The organism is Pseudomonas shirazensis (genome assembly GCF_050496565.1).
Lineage (GTDB): Bacteria > Pseudomonadota > Gammaproteobacteria > Pseudomonadales > Pseudomonadaceae > Aquipseudomonas > Aquipseudomonas shirazensis_A.
In genome coordinates this window covers 834,608-854,946 of record NZ_JBNWAE010000001.1, presented here as the reverse complement: position 1 = coordinate 854,946, position 20,339 = coordinate 834,608, and the positions used below count along the sequence as shown (strand labels likewise).

Annotated in this window: 19 protein-coding genes; 12 read left to right on the top strand and 7 right to left on the bottom strand. The window is 62.5% G+C overall.

Annotated elements, in window-relative coordinates; translation table 11 throughout:
- Nucleotides 1-30: 30 nt before the first annotated feature.
- A complete protein-coding gene (locus ACQZ2L_RS03880; RefSeq protein WP_101322678.1) occupies nucleotides 31-351 on the top strand; it encodes a DUF2388 domain-containing protein in 321 nt (106 codons plus the stop codon).
- Nucleotides 348-2,306: a DUF4105 domain-containing protein gene (locus tag ACQZ2L_RS03875; protein WP_430324726.1), complete on the top strand. Its 1,959-nt coding sequence runs from the start codon at nucleotides 348-350 to the stop codon at nucleotides 2,304-2,306. Before ACQZ2L_RS03880 ends, ACQZ2L_RS03875 begins: the two co-directional genes overlap by 4 nt.
- Nucleotides 2,307-2,337: 31 nt before the next feature.
- Here ACQZ2L_RS03875 and ACQZ2L_RS03870 read toward each other — a convergent pair whose 3' ends face one another.
- On the bottom strand, nucleotides 2,338-2,739 hold the full coding sequence (locus tag ACQZ2L_RS03870) for a GFA family protein (RefSeq protein WP_430324725.1): 402 nt from the start codon (nucleotides 2,737-2,739) through the stop codon (nucleotides 2,338-2,340).
- Nucleotides 2,740-3,007: 268 nt separating this feature from the next.
- Between ACQZ2L_RS03870 and ACQZ2L_RS03865 the strand changes: the two genes are divergently transcribed.
- The 9 genes from ACQZ2L_RS03865 (at nucleotide 3,008) to ACQZ2L_RS03825 (ending at nucleotide 13,285) form a co-directional block, all read left to right on the top strand.
- Entirely contained in the window at nucleotides 3,008-4,315 is a 1,308-nt protein-coding gene (locus ACQZ2L_RS03865) for a CitMHS family transporter (RefSeq protein WP_314875472.1), read from the top strand.
- A 66-nt stretch (nucleotides 4,316-4,381) separates the two neighbouring features.
- Entirely contained in the window at nucleotides 4,382-5,152 is a 771-nt protein-coding gene (locus ACQZ2L_RS03860) for a TerC family protein (protein WP_101322683.1), read from the top strand.
- Between the two features lie 369 nt (nucleotides 5,153-5,521).
- Nucleotides 5,522-7,180 (top strand): Na/Pi cotransporter family protein, encoded by a 1,659-nt coding sequence (locus ACQZ2L_RS03855; RefSeq protein ID WP_430324724.1) that lies wholly within the window; start codon nucleotides 5,522-5,524, stop codon nucleotides 7,178-7,180.
- A 30-nt stretch (nucleotides 7,181-7,210) separates the two neighbouring features.
- Nucleotides 7,211-8,617, top strand: coding sequence for a M16 family metallopeptidase (locus ACQZ2L_RS03850; RefSeq protein WP_430324723.1), 1,407 nt, complete (start codon nucleotides 7,211-7,213; stop codon nucleotides 8,615-8,617).
- Nucleotides 8,618-8,692: 75 nt separating this feature from the next.
- Nucleotides 8,693-9,721, top strand: a complete 1,029-nt coding sequence (locus tag ACQZ2L_RS03845; RefSeq protein WP_430324722.1) for a DUF5924 family protein — start codon at nucleotides 8,693-8,695, stop codon at nucleotides 9,719-9,721.
- A 71-nt stretch (nucleotides 9,722-9,792) separates the two neighbouring features.
- Nucleotides 9,793-10,926 carry an ABC transporter permease gene (locus ACQZ2L_RS03840; protein WP_430324721.1) on the top strand — a complete coding sequence of 378 codons (1,134 nt, stop codon included), beginning with the start codon at nucleotides 9,793-9,795 and terminating at the stop codon, nucleotides 10,924-10,926.
- A complete protein-coding gene (locus ACQZ2L_RS03835; RefSeq protein ID WP_430324719.1) occupies nucleotides 10,923-11,717 on the top strand; it encodes an ABC transporter ATP-binding protein in 795 nt (264 codons plus the stop codon). Before ACQZ2L_RS03840 ends, ACQZ2L_RS03835 begins: the two co-directional genes overlap by 4 nt.
- Nucleotides 11,718-11,720: 3 nt before the next feature.
- Entirely contained in the window at nucleotides 11,721-12,659 is a 939-nt protein-coding gene (locus ACQZ2L_RS03830; RefSeq protein ID WP_101322689.1) for an MlaD family protein, read from the top strand.
- Nucleotides 12,656-13,285 carry an ABC-type transport auxiliary lipoprotein family protein gene (locus ACQZ2L_RS03825; protein ID WP_430324717.1) on the top strand — a complete coding sequence of 210 codons (630 nt, stop codon included), beginning with the start codon at nucleotides 12,656-12,658 and terminating at the stop codon, nucleotides 13,283-13,285. Before ACQZ2L_RS03830 ends, ACQZ2L_RS03825 begins: the two co-directional genes overlap by 4 nt.
- Here the strand turns inward: ACQZ2L_RS03825 and ACQZ2L_RS03820 are convergent.
- The 6 genes from ACQZ2L_RS03820 to ACQZ2L_RS03795 all read right to left on the bottom strand — a co-directional run bounded on the left by ACQZ2L_RS03820 (nucleotide 13,267) and on the right by ACQZ2L_RS03795 (nucleotide 18,780).
- Complete coding sequence (locus tag ACQZ2L_RS03820) at nucleotides 13,267-14,496, bottom strand: nucleoside recognition domain-containing protein (protein WP_430324716.1); 1,230 nt, start codon at nucleotides 14,494-14,496, stop codon at nucleotides 13,267-13,269. The genes ACQZ2L_RS03825 and ACQZ2L_RS03820 overlap by 19 nt on opposite strands.
- Nucleotides 14,497-14,754: 258 nt before the next feature.
- Nucleotides 14,755-16,089 (bottom strand): glutamate/aspartate:proton symporter GltP, encoded by a 1,335-nt coding sequence (gltP, locus tag ACQZ2L_RS03815; protein WP_430324714.1) that lies wholly within the window; start codon nucleotides 16,087-16,089, stop codon nucleotides 14,755-14,757.
- Nucleotides 16,090-16,819: 730 nt separating this feature from the next.
- Nucleotides 16,820-17,290: an inhibitor of vertebrate lysozyme family protein gene (locus ACQZ2L_RS03810; protein ID WP_430324713.1), complete on the bottom strand. Its 471-nt coding sequence runs from the start codon at nucleotides 17,288-17,290 to the stop codon at nucleotides 16,820-16,822.
- A 3-nt stretch (nucleotides 17,291-17,293) separates the two neighbouring features.
- Nucleotides 17,294-17,455 (bottom strand): DUF1328 domain-containing protein, encoded by a 162-nt coding sequence (locus ACQZ2L_RS03805; RefSeq protein ID WP_101322694.1) that lies wholly within the window; start codon nucleotides 17,453-17,455, stop codon nucleotides 17,294-17,296.
- Nucleotides 17,456-17,494: 39 nt separating this feature from the next.
- On the bottom strand, nucleotides 17,495-17,782 hold the full coding sequence (locus ACQZ2L_RS03800; protein WP_101322695.1) for a hypothetical protein: 288 nt from the start codon (nucleotides 17,780-17,782) through the stop codon (nucleotides 17,495-17,497).
- Nucleotides 17,783-17,958: 176 nt separating this feature from the next.
- Complete coding sequence (locus ACQZ2L_RS03795; protein ID WP_430324712.1) at nucleotides 17,959-18,780, bottom strand: BON domain-containing protein; 822 nt, start codon at nucleotides 18,778-18,780, stop codon at nucleotides 17,959-17,961.
- Between the two features lie 209 nt (nucleotides 18,781-18,989).
- On the opposite strand from ACQZ2L_RS03795, the gene algB reads away from it, so the two are divergent.
- Nucleotides 18,990-20,336: a sigma-54-dependent response regulator transcription factor AlgB gene (gene algB, locus ACQZ2L_RS03790; RefSeq protein WP_430324711.1), complete on the top strand. Its 1,347-nt coding sequence runs from the start codon at nucleotides 18,990-18,992 to the stop codon at nucleotides 20,334-20,336.
- The last annotated feature ends 3 nt before the right edge of the window (nucleotides 20,337-20,339 follow it).

The following is a 20,339-nucleotide window of genomic DNA, read 5'->3' as shown; positions in this document are numbered from 1 at the left end:
CGACTCCCTGTATTAGTTTGGAGATGCTCCATGCGTAAATCGCTGATCGCCGCTTCCCTCGGCATGCTGCTCCTGGCCGACCTGGCCCATGCACAGACTCTGGTGGCTACCAGCAATATCATCGTCCGCGCCTTTGGCCGTTCGATCGATTTCACTTCTGACACCACAACTTCGATCCGCGACTCGAAGATCGTTCAGGATGCCCACGACGACGCCGCCAGTTTCGTTGCCAGCCGCGGTGATATTCGCGGTGCACAGCTTGAAGCGGCACTCAATACCATTCGCCAGCGTGTGCCTGAAGCACGCGACGCCAGCGATCAGGTGCTCGCCGAAGCTATTCTCGCGCTGTGAAGCGTATGCGTGCCTGGCTGCTGGGCAGCGTCCTGACGCTGCTGGGCGCGCCCGCGCTGGCCGACCTGCAGCTCGATCTGCAGGCCGACGGGCTTGACCAGCAACAACAGCAAGCCACCCAGGCGCTGCTTGATGAAGCGCTGGCAAAGCTGCCGCCGCGGTTCAAGCAGCAACTGGATCGGCGCGTGCAGGTCAGCTGGAGCGAGCACATGCCCGCCGACGCTTATGGCCAGGCCTCGCTGGTGTCCACGCTTGACCTGAACCGCCGCTTGCTGCCCGCGCTTGCCGACGGCAGCGCGGCCAACCAGGCCACTGGCCGGCCGCACGGCACAGTACGCCAAGAGCTGCTGGCCACCGTCCTCCACGAACTCACCCATATCTATGACCGCGCCCGCCTGTGGCCCAGCGCCGATCGCCTGCTGATCAAGCGCTGCAAGCGCCAGCAGGACACCCTCGGCAAGATCGGCCTACCAGAAGAATGCCGCGGCGAAGGCGAACGACGCTTCACCCTCAGCGATGACCCACGCCTGCTCGACCTGGCCGGCTGGCCGCAGTATGTCGGCCGCCGCGGCGAGCGCGAACAGCACAACAACCAGCTGGTGCGCAGCCCCGACAGTTATGAGCTGAGCAGCCCGAAGGAATACGTGGCGGTCAACATGGAGTACTTCCTCCTCGACCCAAGCTACGGCTGCCGCCGGCCCGCCCTCAATCAGTACCTGCGCGAGCACTTTGCCTGGGCGCCGCAACAGAACGAATGCGCGAAAACCCTGCCATTCATCAATGCCGGCAACGACTTCGCCCGCCAACCGCTGGGTGAAATCGACCCCGAGCGGGTTTACGAAATCGACTACCTGCTGGCCGAAGCCAACCAGAACCTGGTCAGCCGCTGGGGCCACAGCATGCTGCGCCTGGTGATCTGCGCACCGGGCCGGCCACGTGGCCCGGATTGCCGGCTGGACCTGGACCAGAGCCTGGTGCTGTCGTACCGCGCCTTCGTCAACGATGTGCAGCTGTCCAGCTGGTCCGGCCTGGTCGGCGCCTATCCGTCACGGCTGTTCGTTCTGCCGCTGAACCAGGTGATCGATGAGTACACCAAGACCGAACTGCGCAGCCTTGCCTCGGTGCCGCTCAAACTCAGCCGCGCCGAAGTCGAAAACGTCGTGCGCCAGGCGGCAGAGATGCACTGGAGCTATGACGGCAACTATTGGTTCCTGTCCAACAACTGCGCAGTCGAAGGCCTCAAATTGCTGCGCAGTGGCAGCGCCAATCCGCGCCTGAAAGACCTCGACAACATCATGCCCAACGGCTTGCTCGAGGTCCTCAAAGGCCGCGGCCTGGCTGATACCAGTGTGCTTGAGGACCGCCGCGAGGCGCTGCGCCTGGGCTACCGTTTCGACTCCTACCGCGACCGCTACCAGGCCATGTTCGATGTGCTCAGGAAGCAGTTGCCGGTCAAGCAGGTCGAGGTTGAAGACTGGTTGGCGCAAGATGCCGAACAGCGCCAGCCATGGTTCCAGCGGGCCGACTTGCGCACCAGCGCAGCACTGCTGTTACTCGAACAAGCGGCGCTGCGCCGGCAGTTGCTGCTGGCCCAGGACGAGGTCAAGCAGCGCTACCTGAATTCCACGGCACTGAAGGACGGCACGGTCGACAAGGCCAACGCCACCTTGCAGCAGATGCTGGCCAACAGCGGCTTCCTCAGCCGCCCGGCAGAGCTGCTGGGCACCGATGGCTACGGTTTGCCGCAACCCGACGAGCGCAAACAGTTGGAGCAGGTCAGCCGTGAGCGTCAGGCACAACTGTTGCGCCTGAGCACCGACCTCGACACCGAAGTCCGCGCCTTGCTCGACCCGGCGCGGGGCAAGGAGATCAAGGCGGTGGAAGCCAACATCAAGCAGATCGGTGAACACCTGCGCGCCCTGCACAAGGCGGCCGGCGGCTTGCAACTGCCCTGAGGCATAAGCTGCCGTTGCCAGCAACGGCGGCTTACAGCGCTTCTTCGGCTTCTTCCGGCAACTGTTCATCCAGATGCAGCCAGGCTACCCGGCTGCTGGTCCAGATATGCCGGTTGGCCTGGACTCGCTCCGGGTTATCCAGAGTAGCTACCGTCACATCGATACTCTGCGGGCTGTGCTCAGTGCTGAGGGCCACGTGCGCGCCACAGTCGCCACAGAAAAACCGGCTGCAACTGGCAGGCGCCACATACAGCCGCGGTCGCCCTTTGAGCCATTGAAAGTCGCGCCTGGGTAAAGTGATCCACGTCACTACCAGGCCCCCGCTGACGCGCCGGCAGATTGAACAATGGCAGTGCGCGACATCGCTTAGATCGCCCGCCAGGCGATACCTGATGGCGCCGCAATGGCAGCCGCCCTCGACAAACTCAGACATGATTACCTCTCGTCACCTTGGCACCAGCGAAAGCTGGCTGAAAGCTTGCGCTCATAGGATAGCCCCCACTACCGGCACAAGACCGGTCAGCCAGGGTACCCGGACCAGTCCGCACCCGGCCCAATCAACAACAACAATGGTGATTCTGATGTCTTCCTGTGTCCGCCTCTTCGCAGCACCCCTCCGGCTACTCCAAGCACAGCGCCCCACGCGCTGATCCGCCCGAAGCGTCTTCTTTCATTCGTCGCGCCACGCCTGGAGTATTGCCATGCTGACCTTCCTCGGCTTTGCCATGGTCATCACCTTCATGTACCTGATCATGACCAAGCGCCTGTCGGCCTTGATCGCGTTGATCCTGGTACCGATCCTGTTCGCCCTGTTCGGTGGTTTTTCTTCCGAAATCGGTCCGATGATGCTGCAAGGCATCACCAAGCTTGCGCCAACCGGCGTGATGCTGATGTTCGCCATTCTCTACTTCGCCCTGATGATCGACTCCGGCCTGTTCGACCCGGCTGTGCGGCTGATCCTCAAGGCGGTCAAAGGTGACCCGCTGAAAGTCTCGGTCGGTACCGCAGTACTGGCCCTGGTGGTTTCGCTCGACGGCGACGGTGCAACCACCTACATGATCTGCTGCGCCGCCATGCTGCCGCTCTACAGCCGACTGGGCATGAGCCCACGGATCATGGCCGGCCTGATCATCCTCGCTGGCGGGGTCATGAACATGACGCCATGGGGCGGCCCGACCGCTCGCGCCGCCAGCGCCCTGCATGTAGACCCGTCCGACATCTTCGTACCAATGATCCCGGCCATGGCCTTCGGTGTAGTGGCGATCCTGGTCATCGCCTACATGTACGGCAAGCGTGAACGGGCTCGCCTGGGTGAGCTGCACCTGCCGACCGATGACATCGACCACAGCGGTATCAGCGTGTCGCAGTTCCCGGAAGCACGTCGGCCGAAGCTGATCTGGTTCAACGGTGCCCTGACCCTGGCCCTGATGGTCGCGCTGATCGCCGGCCTGCTGCCACTGCCGGTGCTGTTCATGGTGGCCTTCAGTATCGCCATGATCGTCAACTACCCGTGCCTGCAACAGCAGAAGGACCGCATCGCCGCTCACTCCGGCAGCGTGCTGGCAGTCACCGGGCTGATCTTCGCCGCCGGTATCTTCACCGGCATTCTGTCCGGCACCGGCATGGTCGACGCCATGTCGAAAAGCCTGCTGGCGGTCATCCCGGATGCACTCGGCCCGTACCTGGCCGTGATCACCGCCATCGTCAGCATGCCGTTCACCTTCTTCATGTCCAACGATGCCTTCTACTACGGCGTGCTGCCGGTGCTGGCCGAAGCGGCCAGCCACTACGGCATCACCCCGGTGGAAATGGCCCGCGCGTCGATCGTCGGCCAACCAGTGCATCTGCTCAGCCCGCTGGTGCCCTCGACCTATCTGCTGGTCGCGCTGGCCGGCATCGAGTTTGGTGATCATCAGCGCTTCACGCTCAAGTGGGCAGTGCTGGTGTGCATGTGCATAATGCTTGGCGCACTGCTGCTGGGGACTTTCCCGCTGTTCAGCAGTCTCTAATTCATAAGCCCCATCGCGCTGCGTCCCTATCGGGCGCAGCGCCTTTTCACGTTCGAAGGAATACATATGGAATGGCTGACCAGCCCAGAAATCTGGGTCGCCTTTTTGACCCTGACGGCACTTGAGATCGTCCTCGGTATCGACAACATCATCATGATCTCGATCCTGGTCAGCCGCATGCCCAAGCACATGCAGCCGCGCACCCGGATCTTCGGCCTGGCCCTGGCCATGGTCACGCGGATCCTGCTGTTGCTGTCGATCACCTGGGTAATGCGCCTTACTGCCGACCTGTTCGAAGTGTTCGGCCAAGGTATTTCCGGGCGCGACCTGATTCTGTTCTTCGGTGGCCTGTTCCTGCTGTGGAAGAGCTCGCAAGAGATCTATCACGGCCTGGAAGGTGAAGACGAGAGCAGCGACGGCCCGAAAGGCGCCGGGGGCAAGTTCCTCTACACCATCATCCAGATCGCCATCATCGACATCGTATTCTCGCTGGACTCGGTGATCACTGCAGTCGGCATGGTTTCGCACGTACCGGTGATGATCGCCGCGATCGTCGTGGCGGTGCTGGTGATGATGCTCTGCGCTGGTGCTATCAGTAACTTCATCGACAAGCACCCGTCGCTGAAGATGCTCGCACTTTCGTTCCTGATCGTTGTCGGTACCGTGCTGATCGCCGAATCTTTCGATGTGCATGTGCCGAAGGGCTACGTCTACTTCGCCATGGCGTTCTCGCTGGCGGTAGAAGCCATCAACATCCGCATGCGTACCGCCCGTGCGCGCAAGGAAGGCGCCGAGCCTGATGCGGTGAAACTGCGTAAAGACGTACCCGGCCAATAAACCCGGCAGTTGCAGATAAAGGCCCTTCGGGGCCTTTTTTATGCCCCGCCAACCCGACGCGGTCCGTGTAGGAGCGGCCTTGTGTCGCGAAAGGCTCGCGAAGCGGGCCCGGCGATATCCGCGGCGAAGCTGAAATCTGGGGCCGCTACGCAGCCCTTTCGCGACACAAGGCCGCCCCTACACGGCACCGCGCAACGGGGTTGGGCCAGTGAAATGTTTCAAATAGGTTTCAGCCATGCCAAGCTGGCAGCAGACGCACAAAACGACTAAAGCTTGAGTGAGCACTGGGACAACCACCCAGCCCCGGGCCAGGCTCACGGCTTCATTTCTTGGCCCCGTCTTGGGGCAATTGCAACGGGGGCTTTGCCTATGCTGACTTTGCTCAATCTGCTCTCGGCGGTCGCGCTGCTGGTATGGGGCACGCATATCGTGCGCACCGGCATCCTGCGGGTGTACGGCTCGAACCTGCGCCGGGTGATCAGCCAGAACATGAGCAAACGCCCGCTGGCGTTTCTCGCCGGGATCGTCGTCACAGCCATGGTCCAGAGCAGCAACGCCACCGCCATGCTGGTGACCTCGTTCGTCGGCCAGGGCCTGATGGCGATGACCCCGGCGCTGGCCATCATGCTTGGTGCCGACGTCGGCACCGCGCTGATGGCGAGGGTGCTGACTTTCGACCTGTCGTGGTTGTCGCCCCTGCTGCTGTTCATCGGGGTGATCTTCTTCCTCTCGCGCAAGCAGACTCGCCTCGGCCAGATGGGCCGCGTAGCGATTGGCCTGGGCCTGATCATCCTGGCCCTGCAACTCATCGTGCAGGCGGCCACGCCGATCACCCAGGCGCAAGGGGTCAAGGTGCTGTTCGCTTCGCTGACCGGGGATATCCTTCTCGACGCCCTGGTCGGCGCCCTGTTCGCGATGATTTCCTACTCGAGCCTGGCGGCTGTGCTGCTCACCGCAACCCTGGCCGGCTCGGACCTGATCAGCCTGCCGGTGGCCATCGGCCTGGTGATCGGCGCCAACATCGGCAGCGGTCTGCTAGCATTTCTGACCACCAGCATGCAGAACTCGGCAGGCCGCCGGGTGGCACTGGGCAGCCTGTTGTACAAACTGATCGGCCTGCTGCTGATGATCCCGGTGCTGCACCCGCTGGTCGACTGGATGGACACCCTCAAGCTCAGCCCGCAGGAACTGGTGATCGGCTTCCACCTGCTCTACAACACGATGCGCTGCGTGCTCATGCTGCCCACCGTTACACCGATGGCGCGGCTGTGCAATTTCCTCCTGCCGGAGCGTGAGAGCAGCAACGGCCAGATCCGCCCGCGCCATCTCGACCCGTCCGCGCTGCAAACGCCAAGCCTGGCCCTGGCCAACGCGGCGCGTGAAACACTGCGCCTGGGCGACATCGTCGAGAGCCTGCTCGAGGCCATGCTCGCCGCCTTGCGCGGCACTCAGACCGCATTGCCGCAGCAGGTCCGCGCCTACACCGAAGACGTCGACGCCCTGTACAGCGCGATCAAGCTGTACCTGGCGCAGATGGACCGCGAAGACCTCAGCGCCCCGGACAACCGGCGCTGGGCCGAGATCATCGAGATCTCGGTAAACCTGAAGATGGCCAGCGACCTGATCGAGCGCATGCTGCGCAAGGTCCAGCAGCAAAAAACCTCGCACCGCCGTGAGTTCTCCCAGGTCGGCCTGGAAGAGCTGACCGGCCTGCAGGAGCAGCTACTGGCCAACCTGCGCCTGGGCTTGTCGGTTTTTCTCAGCGCCGACCCGGAAAGCGCCCAGTTGCTGCTGCGTGAGAAACGCCGTTTCCGCGCCCAGGAACGGCGCCTGGCCCATGCCCATGTCAGCCGTTTGCAACGCAAAGTGGTGCAGAGTATCGAGACCAGTTCACTGCATCTGGAGCTGATCGCCGACATGAAGCGGTTGAACTCTTTGTTCTGCAGCAGTGCCTATGTGGTACTGGGCGGCTCTGACACCGGCGGGCTTATGCTCGACAGCGTGCCGGACGAAGCCCGCCAGCCCTGATCTGCACCACCTGGAGACCCCCGCTCGCCTATGCGTAGCCTGATGTTGATCTGCCTGCTGATCTGCAGCCTGCCGACCCTGGCCCTCGACCGCTCCAAGGTCGAAGGCTACCTGTTGCCCAACGGCCTGCAGGTCATCCTCAAATCCGGCTACGAGCGCGACCACGTCGCGATCCGCCTGATCGTCGGGGTTGGCCTCGATGACTTCGAGTGCGACCAGCGTGAGCTGCCGCACCTGCTCGAGCACCTGCTGTTCAGCGGCGTCGATGAAACCGGCGAGGGCGGCCTGGAAGAACGCATGCAGGCGCTGGGCGGGGAGTGGAATGCCTACACCAGCAGCGCCGACACCACCTTCGTTATCGAGGCCCCCGCGCGCAATCAGCGCAAAGTGCTCGACCTGCTGCTGGCGGCCGTGCGCGATACCAAAATCGACGCCAAGGCCCTGGCCACTGCCAAGCAGATCATCGAGCGCGAAGACGGCGGCCACTACGGCCACCTGCAACGCTGGCTCGACCGCCAGGACATCGGCCACCGCGCCAGTGACCAACTGGCGGTAGAACTGGGCCTGAAGTGCCCGGCGCGCTCCAACCTCGACGACATGACCCTTGAGCAAGTGCAGGCCCTGCGCGAGCACTGGTATGCAGCCAACAACATGACCCTGATCGTGGTCGGCGGCCTTGACCGCCTGTTGCCGGCCTATCTTGAGCGCAGCTACGGCGAGCTGCCGGCGACCGAGCCCGGCGAGCGGCGTAACCTCGACAGCATCAGCCAGCAGGCCGAACAGCGCCGCGACCTGACCCGCGGCTGGCTGGGCGACAGCGTGAAACTGCACTGGCTGTTCATCGAGCCGGTGCTGGACAGCGGCCACGAGCAAACCCTCGACCTGGTCTCGCGTTACCTGGAGTGGGCAGTGTACGACCAGCTGCGCCTGCGCCACGGCCTGTCCTACGGGCCTTCGGTGCAGCGCGAAAGCTTCGGCGACAGCGGCATGCTCAGCCTCAACGCCGACCTCGAGCGCGAAGACCTCAACGCAGCGATCAAGGTGCTGCAGGAGCTGTTCGAGCACCTGCGCAAAAACGGTCTGGACGCGGACACCTTTGCCCGTATCAAAGAAGCCGCCATCGCCCGCGAGAGCTGGAACAGCCAGGGCAACAGCGCTTTGGCCGACTACTACTGGGGCGGCTTGAACAACTACACCGACGGCCGCTTCAGCGACCCGATCCGCGCATTGCGCCAGGTCAGTCTGAAACAGGCCGACGCCGCCTTGCAGGAGTTGCTCAAGGAGCCGGGCTATGTGCGCATCGAGCAGCCGCTGCTTGGCTATGACGAACTGTATGGCCTGGTCGCCTTGCTGCTCGGTGTGATTCTCGCCCTGGGCCTGCTGCGCCGCCGCCGTCACACACCGAGCAAGCCCAGCGGTGCTACACGCCAGCGCTGATTCAGCGGTAAGCTGTGCACAGCCATCGCGGGGCTCCCGCGATGGTGGCCCTCATACTCTTTCTGTAGCCCGTCCATGCCGCCCATCCCGCATATAGTCCAGCGCATCATCGAACTGCTCAAACGCTACCCAGGCGTTATCGCGCTTGGCGGCTTCCTCTCCGGGATCGGCAGTTTCATCCTGGTCGACCGTCAGGCCGGGCTGGCCAGCTGGGTGGCGATCCTGCTGTTGGTCAGCTGGATATGGCTGATGCTGGAGAACACCCTGACCGGTTTGTTCGCCCGCACCTTCAAGCGCGAGATCCCGCAGCCGCTGCTGCGTTACGCCACCCAGATGATCCACCAGGAAAGCCTGTTCTTCGTCCTGCCATTTTTCTTCATCACCACCACCTGGAACAGCGGCCAGTTGATCTTCACCGGCCTGCTTGGCGCCGCCGGTCTGATCTCGATCGTCGACCCGCTGTACTACCGCTGGCTGGCGCCGCGGCGCTGGCTGTTCATGGCCTTGCATACCCTGACCCTGTTTGCCGCGCTGCTGACGGCGCTGCCGATCATCCTCCACCTGACCACCGCGCAGAGCTTCAAGCTGGCGCTGATCGCGGCCATGGCGCTGTCGTTCCCGAGCCTGGCCAGCAGCTTCCCGATCACCAGCTGGCGCCGCGGCGTCGCCCTGGTGCTGGTGACGTTGTCGGTGGGTGCCGGCGGCTGGCTGCTGCGCTCCTGGGTGCCGCCCGCCACGCTGTGGCTGACCGAAGTGGCGGTGAGCACCGAAGTGATTAACCGCGAGCCGGGTGATTCGCTGGATGAGATCCCGGTCAGCCAGATTCGCGGCGCCGGGCTGTATGCATACACCGCGATCAACGCACCGCGCGGGCTCAACGAGCGCATCTATCATGTCTGGCAGTTGAACGGCCAAGAGGTCGACCGGATTGCCCTGGATATTCATGGCGGGCGCAAGGAAGGCTACCGTGCCTGGACCCACAAGCAGAACTTCCCGCCCAACCCGGTGGGCCGCTGGCAAGTCCGCGTGCTGACCGAGGATGGCCAGGTTATCGGCGTGCTGCGCTTCAAGGTGGTTGACGCTGCAACGGGCCCGGCCAGCTGAGCAGATTGCCATTGCCCGGCAGCGCCTGCACTGCGCTATGATCGGTGCCTTCCTCGCGCACTGTCAGAAGCATGGAGCCCATGACTACACCGAGCGCCACTCTGGACACCAGCAGCCAACCGCCGTGCCTGCGTATCAGCGGTGACTGGACCCTGGCCCACTACGCCCAGCTCAAGCGCGACAGCGAGCGCCTGCGCAGTCAATACAGCAGTGACACCTGCGCCGACCTCAGCCAGCTCGGCCGCCTCGACACTGCCGGCGCCTCGCTGCTGGCCGAACTGCTCGGCAGCGAGCGCCTGTCGCGCTGCACCGATGACCTCGGCGCGGCCAATCGGGCCCTGCTGAAGACGGTTTACCACTCGGTGCAGGATTACTGCATTCCGCTCAAGCAAGCCGAACGGCCGGTGCTGCTGATGCTGCTCGAGCGGATCGGCTGCTCGGTCAACAAGCTGTGGGGCGACACCCTGCAACTGCTCGGCTTCATTGGCCTGATCATCCAGACCCTGCTGTTGCGCGCGCTGCAGCCACACCGCTGGCGGCTCACACCGGTCGTTGCCCATATCGAACAGACTGGCCTGAACGCCGCGCCAATCATCGCTTTGCTGACCTTTCTGGTCGGCGCAGTGGTGGCTTTTCTCGGCGCCACGGTGCTCGCCGCGTTTGGTGCGACCATCTTCACCGTGGACCTGGTAGCGTTCTCGTTCCTGCGTGAGTTTGGCGTGCTGCTGACGGCCATCCTCATGGCCGGGCGCACCGCCAGCGCCTTCACGGCGCAGATCGGCTCGATGAAGGCCAACGAAGAGATCGACGCCATCCGCACCCTCGGACTCAACCCGATCGAACTGCTGGTAGTGCCACGCGTACTGGCATTGCTGATCACACTGCCGCTGCTGACGTTTGTCGCGATGATCTGCGGCATCGTCGGTGGCGGCGTGGTCTGTGCGCTGTCGCTGGATATCTCGCCGGCCATGTTCCTCTCGCTGTTGCAGACCGATATCGGTGTGCAGCACCTGCTGGTAGGCCTGGCCAAGGCGCCGTTCTTTGCCTTTCTGATTGCCGCGATCGGTTGCCTGGAAGGCTTCAAGGTCAGCGGCAGTGCCGAGTCGGTTGGCGCCCACACCACCTCGGCCGTGGTCCAGTCGATCTTCGTGGTGATCGTGCTGGATGCCGTTGCCGCGCTGTTCTTCATGGAGATGGGCTGGTGAGTGCAGCAACCCAGGCAGTTATCGAGGCGCGCGGGCTGTGCAACCGCTTTGGCACCCAGAGCGTGCACGAGAACCTCGACCTTGATCTGTACAAAGGCGAGATTCTCGCGGTAGTTGGCGGCTCGGGCAGCGGCAAGTCGGTGCTGCTGCGCAGTATCGTTGGCCTGCGCCAGCCCGACGAGGGTCAGGTCAAGGTGTTCGGCCAGGACCTGGCCACCCTCGACAACGAACAGCGCTCGCAGGTCGAGCGGCGCTTTGGCGTACTGTTCCAGAAGGGCGCGTTGTTCTCGTCGCTGACCATAACCGAAAACGTAGCCCTGCCTTTGATCGAACACGCTGGCCTGTCGCGCAGCGATGCCGAGCATCTGGCCGGGGTCAAGCTGGCCCTGGCCGGGCTGCCGATTTCCGCCGCCGACAAGTACCCCGCATCGCTGTCGGGCGGGATGATCAAGCGCGCGGCGCTGGCGCGGGCATTGGCGCTGGACCCGGACATCCTGTTTCTGGATGAACCCACCGCCGGGCTCGACCCAATCGGCGCAGCGGCCTTCGATCAGTTGATCCTGACCCTGCGCGACGCGCTGGGTTTGAGCGTGTTCCTGATCACCCATGACCTGGATACGCTGTACACCATTACCGACCGCATCGCCGTGCTGTCGCAGAAAAAGGTGCTGGTAGCCGGCCCCTTGGCCGAGGTCGAGCTTACCGACGACCCCTGGATCCACGATTACTTTCACGGCCCACGCGGGCGCGCAGCGGCTCAAGCTGCCAGCCGTGTCGGGCAGGAGCGCTGAAGCATGGAAACCCGAGCTCATCATGTGTTGATCGGTCTGGTCACCGTTCTGGTCGTGGCTGGCGCCTTGTTGTTCGGCCTGTGGCTGACCAAGTCCAGCGTCGACTCGACCTTCAAGGACTATCAGGTGGTATTCAACGAGGCGGTGTCCGGCCTGTCGCGCGGCAGCCCGGTGCAGTACAACGGCATCAAGGTCGGTGACGTCACCACCCTGCGCCTGGACCCGCAAGACCCGCGCCGGGTGCTGGCACGCATCCGCCTCAGCGCCGACACGCCGGTCAAGCAGGACACCCAGGCCAAGCTGACCCTGGCCGGGGTTACCGGCAACGCCTTTATCCAGCTCAGCGGCGGAACCCCGCAAAGCCCCGAACTCAAAGGCAAGGACGGCCAGTTGCCGGTGATCGTTGCCTCGCCATCGCCGATCTCGCGCCTGCTCAACGACAGCAGCGACGTGGTCGGCAACATCAACCTGTTGCTGCACAACGCCAATCAGCTGCTCTCCGACGACAACGTCAGCCGCCTCAGCAACACCTTGGCCAACCTTGAGCAGACCACCGGCGCTTTCGCCAGCCAAAAGGGCGGTATCAGCGACGCCATCGCCCAGCTGGCTGCAGTCGGCAAGCAGGCCAACGCCACCCTGGCCGAGACCCAGGCGCTGATGCGCAACGCCAACGGCTTGCTCGGCACCCAGGGCAAGCAAGCCTTTGGCAGCGCCGAGCAGGCCATGAACGCCCTGGCCGAGAGCACCGCGACCATCAACGACCTGCTCAAGAACAACCGCGAGGCCATCGACGATGGCGCGCAGGGCTTGAACCAGCTGACCCCGGCGATCCGCGAACTGCGCGAAACCCTCAATGCCCTCAAGGGCATCTCGCGCCGCCTCGAAGCCGACCCCAGCGGCTACCTGCTGGGCCGCGACAATGACAAGGAGTTCCAGCCATGACCCCGCTGCGCCTGATCGCCCTGCTGGCCACGCTGAGCCTGGCCAGCGCCTGCTCGATCCTGCCGCAAAGCCCGCCGGTGGATATCTACCGCCTGCCGGTCAAGCAACCCATCAGCAGCAATACGCCGCTGGTCTGGTCACTGCGGGTGAACAAGCCGTTGGCCAGCGAGGCACTGGCCGGACAGCGCATTGCGGTGATCGCCGAGGGCGACGTGATCAGTGGCTACAAAGGCGCCCGCTGGAGCGACCCGGTGCCGTTGCTGGTACGCAACCGGCTGCTCGATGGCTTCCAGCGTGACGGCCGGGTACAGCGCCTGAGCGCCGACGACAGCAATCTGCAAGCCGACTACGAGCTGGCCGGCGAGCTGCTGGCGTTCAACAGCGAATACCGCGAGGGCAGGGTGGAGGTGGTGATCAGCTACGATGCGCGCCTGGTCCAGGGCCGCAGCCAGCGCATCGTCGCCAGCCGGCGCTTTGAAGTGCGCCAGCCGCTAAGTGCTACCCAGGTGCCTGCGGTGGTCACAGGCTTTGGTGCCGCCAGTGACCAGCTGATGAGCCAGCTGGTCGACTGGACACTGGCTCAGGTTGCTCAGGCTCAGGCTCAGGCTCAGGCGAAGAACCAGTAGCAGACGCAGATCGCCGCGATCACCCCGGACAGCTCGGCCAGCAGCGCGCAGCCCACTGCATGGCGCACGCGCTGGATACCGACCGCACCGAAGTACACCGCCAGCACGTAGAAGGTGGTCTCGGTGCTGCCCTGAATGGTGGCCGCAACCAACGCCGGGAAGCTGTCGACGCCCTGGCTTTGCATGGTTTCGATCATCATCGCCCGCGCCGCGCTGCCCGAGAACGGCTTGACCAGCGCGGTGGGCAGGCCGTCGACGAAGCGCGTGTCCAGGCCAAACCACTGCACCGCGTGGCGAATCCCGTCCAGTGCCAGCTCCAGCGCCCCGGAAGCGCGCAGCACGCCTACTGCACAGAGCATGGCGACCAGATACGGCAACAGGCTCTTGGCGACGTCAAAGCCTTCCTTGGCGCCTTCGATGAAGGTTTCGTACACCTTGACCCGGCGCAGGGCGCCAACCACCAGGAACGACATGATGATGCCGAACAGAGTCAGGTTGCCCAGGATCGACGACAGGCCTGCCAGCGCGGTCGCCGACAGCGTCCCCAGAAACGCCATGAAGCCGCCCAGCAGCAGCGCACCAGGGATCAGGTAAGCGAGCACCACCGGGTCCCACAGCCGCAGGCGCTGCATCACCGCGACCGACAGCAGGCCGACCAGGGTCGAGACGCTGGTCGCCAGCAGGATTGGCAGGAACACCATGGTCGGGTCAGGCGCGCCTTGCTGGGCGCGGAACATGAAGATGGTCACCGGCAGCAGGGTCAGCGATGAGGCGTTGAGCACCAGAAACAGGATCTGCGCATTGCTCGCCGTGGTGCTGCTCGGGTTGAGCTCCTGCAGCGCGCGCATGGCCTTCAGGCCGATCGGCGTCGCCGCGTTGTCCAGGCCCAGGCCATTGGCGGCGAAGTTCATGGTGATCAGGCCCAGCGCAGGGTGGCCACGGGGCACCTCCGGCATCAGCCGGGCGAACAGCGGGCCGAGCATCTTCGCCAGCCATTCGACAATGCCGGCCTGCTCGGCAACCTTGAGAAAGCCCAGCCACAGGGTCAGGGTGCCGAACAGCAGGACCATGACTTCGACCGACAGCTTGGCCATGGCAAAGATGCTCTCGACCATCGCGGCGAAGATCCCGGCGTTGCCGCCGACCAGCCACTGCGCCATGGCGGAGATGGCCGCGACCAGGAAAAAGCTGAGCCAAAGGCCGTTTAGCATCCGCGTGTTCCCCCGAAAAATGCCACGCATGATAACGCAAGCGGTTGGGTACTTTCCTGCAGGCAACAAAAAACCCCGGCATGCGGGGCTTTTGTTCACCTTGAGTCGGTACCGCCTGACAGAGGGGCTGCTGCGCAGCCCTTTCGCGACACAAGGCCGCTCCTACAAAGAGCAAACCGCGTTCGAAGGCCGGATGCTTCTGTAGGAGCGGCCTTGTGTCGCGAAAGGGCCGCAAAGCGGCCCCAACCACCGCAAATCTTACTGCTTGGCCGCTTCGCCCACAGCGCCAGCAACCTTGTTACCGGCCATATGCGGCAGCGAGTTGTAATACGCCTCACCCTTGGCCGAGTCGTACATACCTTCCCAACGAGCGATGACCAGTGCGGCCAGGGCATTGCCGATCACGTTCAGGGCAGTCCGCGCCATGTCCATGATGCGGTCGACACCGGCGATGAATGCCAGGCCTTCCAGCGGGATGCCAACACTGCCCAGGGTCGCCAGCAGGACCACGAACGACACGCCCGGCACACCGGCGATACCTTTGGAGGTGACCATCAAGGTCAGCACCAGCAGCAGCTGCTGGCTCCACGACAGGTCGATGCCATACAGCTGGGCAATGAAGATTGCCGCGATGCTCTGGTACAGGGTCGAGCCGTCGAGGTTGAACGAGTAGCCAGTCGGTACCACGAAGCTGCAGATCGACTTCGGCGCGCCGTACTTCTCCATCTTCTCGATCACACGTGGCAACACGGTCTCGGAGCTGGAGGTGGAGTAGGCGAGGATCATTTCGTCTTTCATGATGCGCATGATCTTGATGATCGAGAAGCCGAACATCCGCGCGACCAGGCCCAGCACCATGAAGGCGAAGAAGGCGATGGCGAAGTACACCAGCACCACCAGCTTGGCCAGCGGCAGCAGCGACGAGAAGCCGAAGTTGGCGACGGTCACAGCGATCAGGGCGAACACGCCGATCGGGGCGTAGTTCATGATCATGTGGGTGACCTTGAACATGGTTTCCGATACGGCCTGGAAGGTGCGTACCAGCGGATCACGCAGGTCAGCCTGCAGGCTCGACAGGCCCAGACCGAACATCACCGAGAAGAAGATGATCGGCAGCATTTCGCCGCGGGCAACCGCTGCAAAGATGTTCGAAGGGATCAGGTTGAGCAGGGTCTCGATGAACGCATGCTCATGCTGCACCTCGGCCGCAGTGGCCTGGTACTTGGAGATATCCACCGTACCCAGAGTGCTCATGTCGATGCCGACACCAGGGTGGAACAGGTTGGCCAGGCCCAGGCCGACGACGATGGCAATGGTCGTCACTACCTCGAAGTAGAGAATGGTCTTCAGGCCGATACTGCCCAGCTTCTTCGCGTCGCCAACCCCGGCGATACCCACGATCAGCGACGAAATCACGATCGGGACGACGATCATCTTGATCAGGCGAATGAAGATATCACCGGCTGGCTGCAGGACATTGGTGATCCACCATGCCTTTTCTGCACTGAAATGGTTCAGCAGCGCGCCGATTGCAACGCCCAGTACAAGCCCGATGAGGATTTGCCAGGCGAGGCTTAGTTTTGCCTTCTTCATGTCGTTACCTTTTCTTCTAGTGGTCATGGGCATCGAGCGGAAACGCGCGTACCAGAGCCATTAGAAGCATGCTTGGCAGCGAGATTGTTCCGTACGACGACTCCATCGAAGGTCAGCGCAAGCGAGCGGTTCGGCGCTCTGGCTAGCGAAAAAGGCGGCAACTATTGCTACGCAGGCGGAGCCAGTCTAATGCCGGAAACGACTACCCTATGCCGGATCGGCATAATAGCCCGAGGCAAAACGACGCAGCTGCAAGTCATTGATTTATAACGTTCGGCTTTCCGAACAAGACCAAAGCGCCATGAAACGGCCAATTTGGCAGATATGGCATGGTCATGCACAACTTCTGTTCGACAATCCGAATGGGATGCACAGGGTGTAGGAAGGGGGATGTCAGCGAGGAAAATAATTCGATGTACGGTCACGAAAAAATGTGTCTTCAGCAAGATTTTGCAACAAGCGCTCTGAGCACATCCATAGATGCTTCGGAAGCCAGGCCTGGCACGGTGCATTCGGCACTGCCAGACCTGAGACTTCCGATGCCATCTTTTCCTGACCCGGCCCAGTCAATGGAGGCACTCCCTGTACCCCTAGGCCACTCCGACCCTGCAGCAGTCAGAACAGCCCGGCCCCATGGTCATGTGCCAACCCTCTTCGAGTCGGCGCATCATAGAAGCCTGAACCTTAGAAAGGTTCGGCTTCTATTGCATTACAGTTGCGTGAACTTTAGTCAGTACCACTTCGGATCACGCTTGAGTTGCTCCTGCAACATCGCCTTCATGCCGTCATCCGGCTTGCCCAGCCAGCGGTATTGCGCATGGCGAGTTGGCGACTTGTCCTTGGGCAACCCCTCGGGTACCTCCACGAGCATCCCGTAGGCATCGTCCTTGTCCCAGCTAAACGCCACGATCAGGCGCTTGTACGTGCATTTGTCGTCCGATTCGCACAGCGGACCGACAAGGTACTTGTCGCCGTCCTCTGTTACCGCCGACATCTGCTCCTGCGAACTACCGCTGAGGTTGATCACCCACTCGGGCAATCGCTCCTCACCTTTGATGGTGTCCTGCCAGGTTTCAACATACTCAGGGTCCGTCGCCAACAATTGGTTGGCGTGGACCTGGCCATCATTGGCCGCCATCGCCGCCGCGCTACTGCCCAACAGCAGGGCAGTAGCCAGGGCTTTGCTGATCATCCGCTTCATGGCTTAGCGCCTGCCGCGCCCGAAGAAGAACGAAGCAATGAACAGCACCAAGAAGACGATGAACAGGATCTTGGCAATACCGGTAGCAGCGCCAGCGATACCACCGAAGCCCAGCACGGCAGCGACAATGGCGATGATCAGGAATGTGATAGCCCAACTAAGCATGATGAATCTCCTTTTTCCTTGAAATTGTATGCAGGCGCCTTAGAACACCCAGCGATCCTGCGGTACTACGTTTTGCACAGTGGCGGGTGACGAGGCCTTGGGCGACGGCTGTGGATCTGCCGCACGCACCAGGTTGTTGGCACGGGTTGCCTGGATCTGGCTCAACAGCGCTGTCTGCGCTGCCACCTGATCGGCCAGTCGTGCAGTCTGCAGGCTGTAGTAAAACTGGCCGGCGGCCAGGGTTACCAACAGGGCAAGTGCCACGAACAGAAACTGACGTACTGGCACTGCGGTGGTCTGCGACTGGTTGACTGGTTGGCGACTCATGCCGATGTCTCCTGCAATGTTCTTGTTAAACGCTATGAACAAGTAATTGCAGCCTGCATGCCAGTCTTGCCAATGTTAAAAAACGTATATATTTCAATAAGTTAGCTACATGCAGGTAGTGCCTGTAGGACGTATCCTGCACGATGGGCCCGTTAGCGTCGTGCGTATTGCACGACTCAACCCTCCACCTTGGTCGCCACCTTGAGCAAATCAGCGTCAACCCCGCGCACACCAAGGATTTGCCGCGCTACCTCGACAGCGATGGTTTTCTGCTCACGGCTGACCACCTCACCCGCCAGGCGGACCATGCCTTGCTCACTGCTGACCTTTAGGTTGAGGCCATCCAGGTTACGGCTGTAGCCGTAGCTGCTCTGAATCTTGTTGATGATCCAGCTATCGGAAGGCTGCTCGTCCTGGGCTGCGGCCACAGGCGTCTCGCGGGCCTTGGCCATTGCCGCTGTGTCCAGGCTGATCAGGTTGTTGACCAGGTGGATACCGTCGGTGGTGCGTGCCAGCACGCCTGCCACTTCCTTGGCCTCGACCCGGTCGACGCGACCGCGCAAGGTGACCACGCCATCGCGACTGTCTACTTCAATCGGCGCCTTGCTGGTTACCTGCGCCCAGGACAAACGCGCACGAACAATAGCTGTCAGCGTTGCATCCTCCAGCCGCTGGGCGTAAGCGCGCAGGTCCAGCGACTGCTCGACCAGACCGGGGTTGACCTGCAACTGGTTATCCACCTGCTCAATACCGCGGGTAGCCAGTGCTACATCCTCGGCCAGCTGGCGCTCCACGGCGCTTTCGACCTCACCGGTGAGGCGCGCCTGCTGTTCCTGCACCGCCACCTCGATACGAAACGGATTGAGCAGACGGTTGAGCGACAGTGCGGTTTGCAGCGCGCCTTGCAGGCGGGCGTCTTGCAGCGGATCAGCAAACACCGGAGAGGTGAAAGCGGCGATGGACAGCGCCAAAACGGCGCTTCGTGGAGAAAAAGCCATGCTGAGTGCTCCTTTTGAAACAAATCCAAATATCTTCGCAACCACCGTGCCAGGCCAAAAACACAGATAAAAGCCTTAGTATTCAACTAGTTAATCGAATACGCGACCAACGGCTAGCATGCAAAGGACGGAATCCTTCAGAATTGACCATGCAACTTGCCCGATCTTTCCGACACTAACTCAGATCAATCCGAATGGAGCGTAGGAAAATGGAGTCTGCCCAGGACAATCAAGGCCGCATTCTGCTGGTAGATGATGAGTCCGCCATCCTGCGAACCTTCCGCTACTGCCTCGAAGACGAAGGCTACAGCGTGGCCACGGCCAACAGTGCGGCCCAGGCCGAGGCGCTGTTGCAGCGTCAGGTATTCGATTTGTGTTTCCTCGATCTTCGCTTGGGCGAAGACAACGGCCTCGATGTGCTGGCGCAGATGCGCGTACAGGCACCTTGGATGCGCGTGGTGATCGTCACTGCCCATTCGGCGGTCGATACCGCCGTAGATGCCATCCAGGCTGGCGCTGCTGACTACTTGGTCAAACCGTGCAGCCCGGACCAGCTGCGCCTGGCCACTGCCAAGCAGCTTGAAGTACGCCAACTGTCGGCGCGGCTGGAAGCCCTCGAAGGCGAAGTACGCAAGCCCAAGGACGGCCTCGATTCGCACAGTCCGGCCATGATGGCCGTGCTGGAAACCGCGCGGCAGGTGGCGACCACCGATGCCAACATCCTTATCCTCGGAGAATCCGGCACGGGTAAAGGCGAACTGGCCCGGGCCATTCACGGCTGGAGCAAGCGTGCGCGCAAGGCCTGCGTGACCATCAACTGCCCATCGTTGAATGCCGAGCTGATGGAAAGCGAGCTGTTCGGGCATACCCGCGGCGCATTCACCGGTGCCAGTGAAAGCACCTTGGGTCGGGTCAGTCAGGCGGACGGCGGAACGTTGTTCCTCGACGAGATCGGAGACTTCCCGCTGGCGCTGCAACCCAAACTGCTGCGCTTTATTCAGGACAAGGAATACGAGCGCGTCGGCGACCCGGTTACCCGCCGCGCCGATGTGCGCATTCTGGCCGCAACCAACCTCAATCTGGATGACATGGTCCGCGAAGGGCGCTTCCGTGAAGACTTGCTGTACCGCCTCAATGTCATCACCCTGCACCTGCCGCCACTGCGCGAGCGCAGCGACGATATCCTGACGCTGGCTGACCGTTTCCTCGCACGCTTCGTCAAGGATTACGCACGCCCGGCACGTGGGTTCAGCGACGAGGCCCGCGCGGCCCTGCTCAACTACCGTTGGCCGGGCAACATTCGCGAGCTGCGTAACGTGATCGAGCGCGCCAGCATCATCTGCCCGCAGGAGCGGGTTGAAGTCAGCCACCTCGGCATGGCCGAGCAACCCACCAGCAACGCACCGCGGATTGGTGCTGCGCTGAGCCTGGACGAGCTCGAACGGGCCCATATCGGCGCGGTGCTGGCCTCCAGCGATACCCTTGATCAGGCAGCCAAGACGCTTGGGATCGACGCCTCGACGCTCTACCGCAAACGCAAGCAATTCAACCTGTGAAGT

Bases quoted from the DNA above. Each gene is read 5' to 3' on its own strand.
- ACQZ2L_RS03880 (WP_101322678.1), top strand. From the start codon at position 31: ATGCGTAAATCGCTGATCGCCGCTTCCCTCGGCATGCTGCTCCTGGCC.
- ACQZ2L_RS03870 (WP_430324725.1), bottom strand. From the start codon at position 2,739: ATGTCTGAGTTTGTCGAGGGCGGCTGCCATTGCGGCGCCATCAGGTAT.
- ACQZ2L_RS03865 (WP_314875472.1), top strand. From the start codon at position 3,008: ATGCTGACCTTCCTCGGCTTTGCCATGGTCATCACCTTCATGTACCTG.
- ACQZ2L_RS03860 (WP_101322683.1), top strand. From the start codon at position 4,382: ATGGAATGGCTGACCAGCCCAGAAATCTGGGTCGCCTTTTTGACCCTG.
- ACQZ2L_RS03855 (WP_430324724.1), top strand. From the start codon at position 5,522: ATGCTGACTTTGCTCAATCTGCTCTCGGCGGTCGCGCTGCTGGTATGG.
- ACQZ2L_RS03850 (WP_430324723.1), top strand. From the start codon at position 7,211: ATGCGTAGCCTGATGTTGATCTGCCTGCTGATCTGCAGCCTGCCGACC.
- ACQZ2L_RS03845 (WP_430324722.1), top strand. From the start codon at position 8,693: ATGCCGCCCATCCCGCATATAGTCCAGCGCATCATCGAACTGCTCAAA.
- ACQZ2L_RS03840 (WP_430324721.1), top strand. From the start codon at position 9,793: ATGGAGCCCATGACTACACCGAGCGCCACTCTGGACACCAGCAGCCAA.
- ACQZ2L_RS03830 (WP_101322689.1), top strand. From the start codon at position 11,721: ATGGAAACCCGAGCTCATCATGTGTTGATCGGTCTGGTCACCGTTCTG.
- ACQZ2L_RS03825 (WP_430324717.1), top strand. From the start codon at position 12,656: ATGACCCCGCTGCGCCTGATCGCCCTGCTGGCCACGCTGAGCCTGGCC.
- ACQZ2L_RS03820 (WP_430324716.1), bottom strand. From the start codon at position 14,496: ATGCTAAACGGCCTTTGGCTCAGCTTTTTCCTGGTCGCGGCCATCTCC.
- gltP (WP_430324714.1), bottom strand. From the start codon at position 16,089: ATGAAGAAGGCAAAACTAAGCCTCGCCTGGCAAATCCTCATCGGGCTT.
- ACQZ2L_RS03810 (WP_430324713.1), bottom strand. From the start codon at position 17,290: ATGAAGCGGATGATCAGCAAAGCCCTGGCTACTGCCCTGCTGTTGGGC.
- ACQZ2L_RS03805 (WP_101322694.1), bottom strand. From the start codon at position 17,455: ATGCTTAGTTGGGCTATCACATTCCTGATCATCGCCATTGTCGCTGCC.
- ACQZ2L_RS03800 (WP_101322695.1), bottom strand. From the start codon at position 17,782: ATGAGTCGCCAACCAGTCAACCAGTCGCAGACCACCGCAGTGCCAGTA.
- ACQZ2L_RS03795 (WP_430324712.1), bottom strand. From the start codon at position 18,780: ATGGCTTTTTCTCCACGAAGCGCCGTTTTGGCGCTGTCCATCGCCGCT.
- algB (WP_430324711.1), top strand. From the start codon at position 18,990: ATGGAGTCTGCCCAGGACAATCAAGGCCGCATTCTGCTGGTAGATGAT.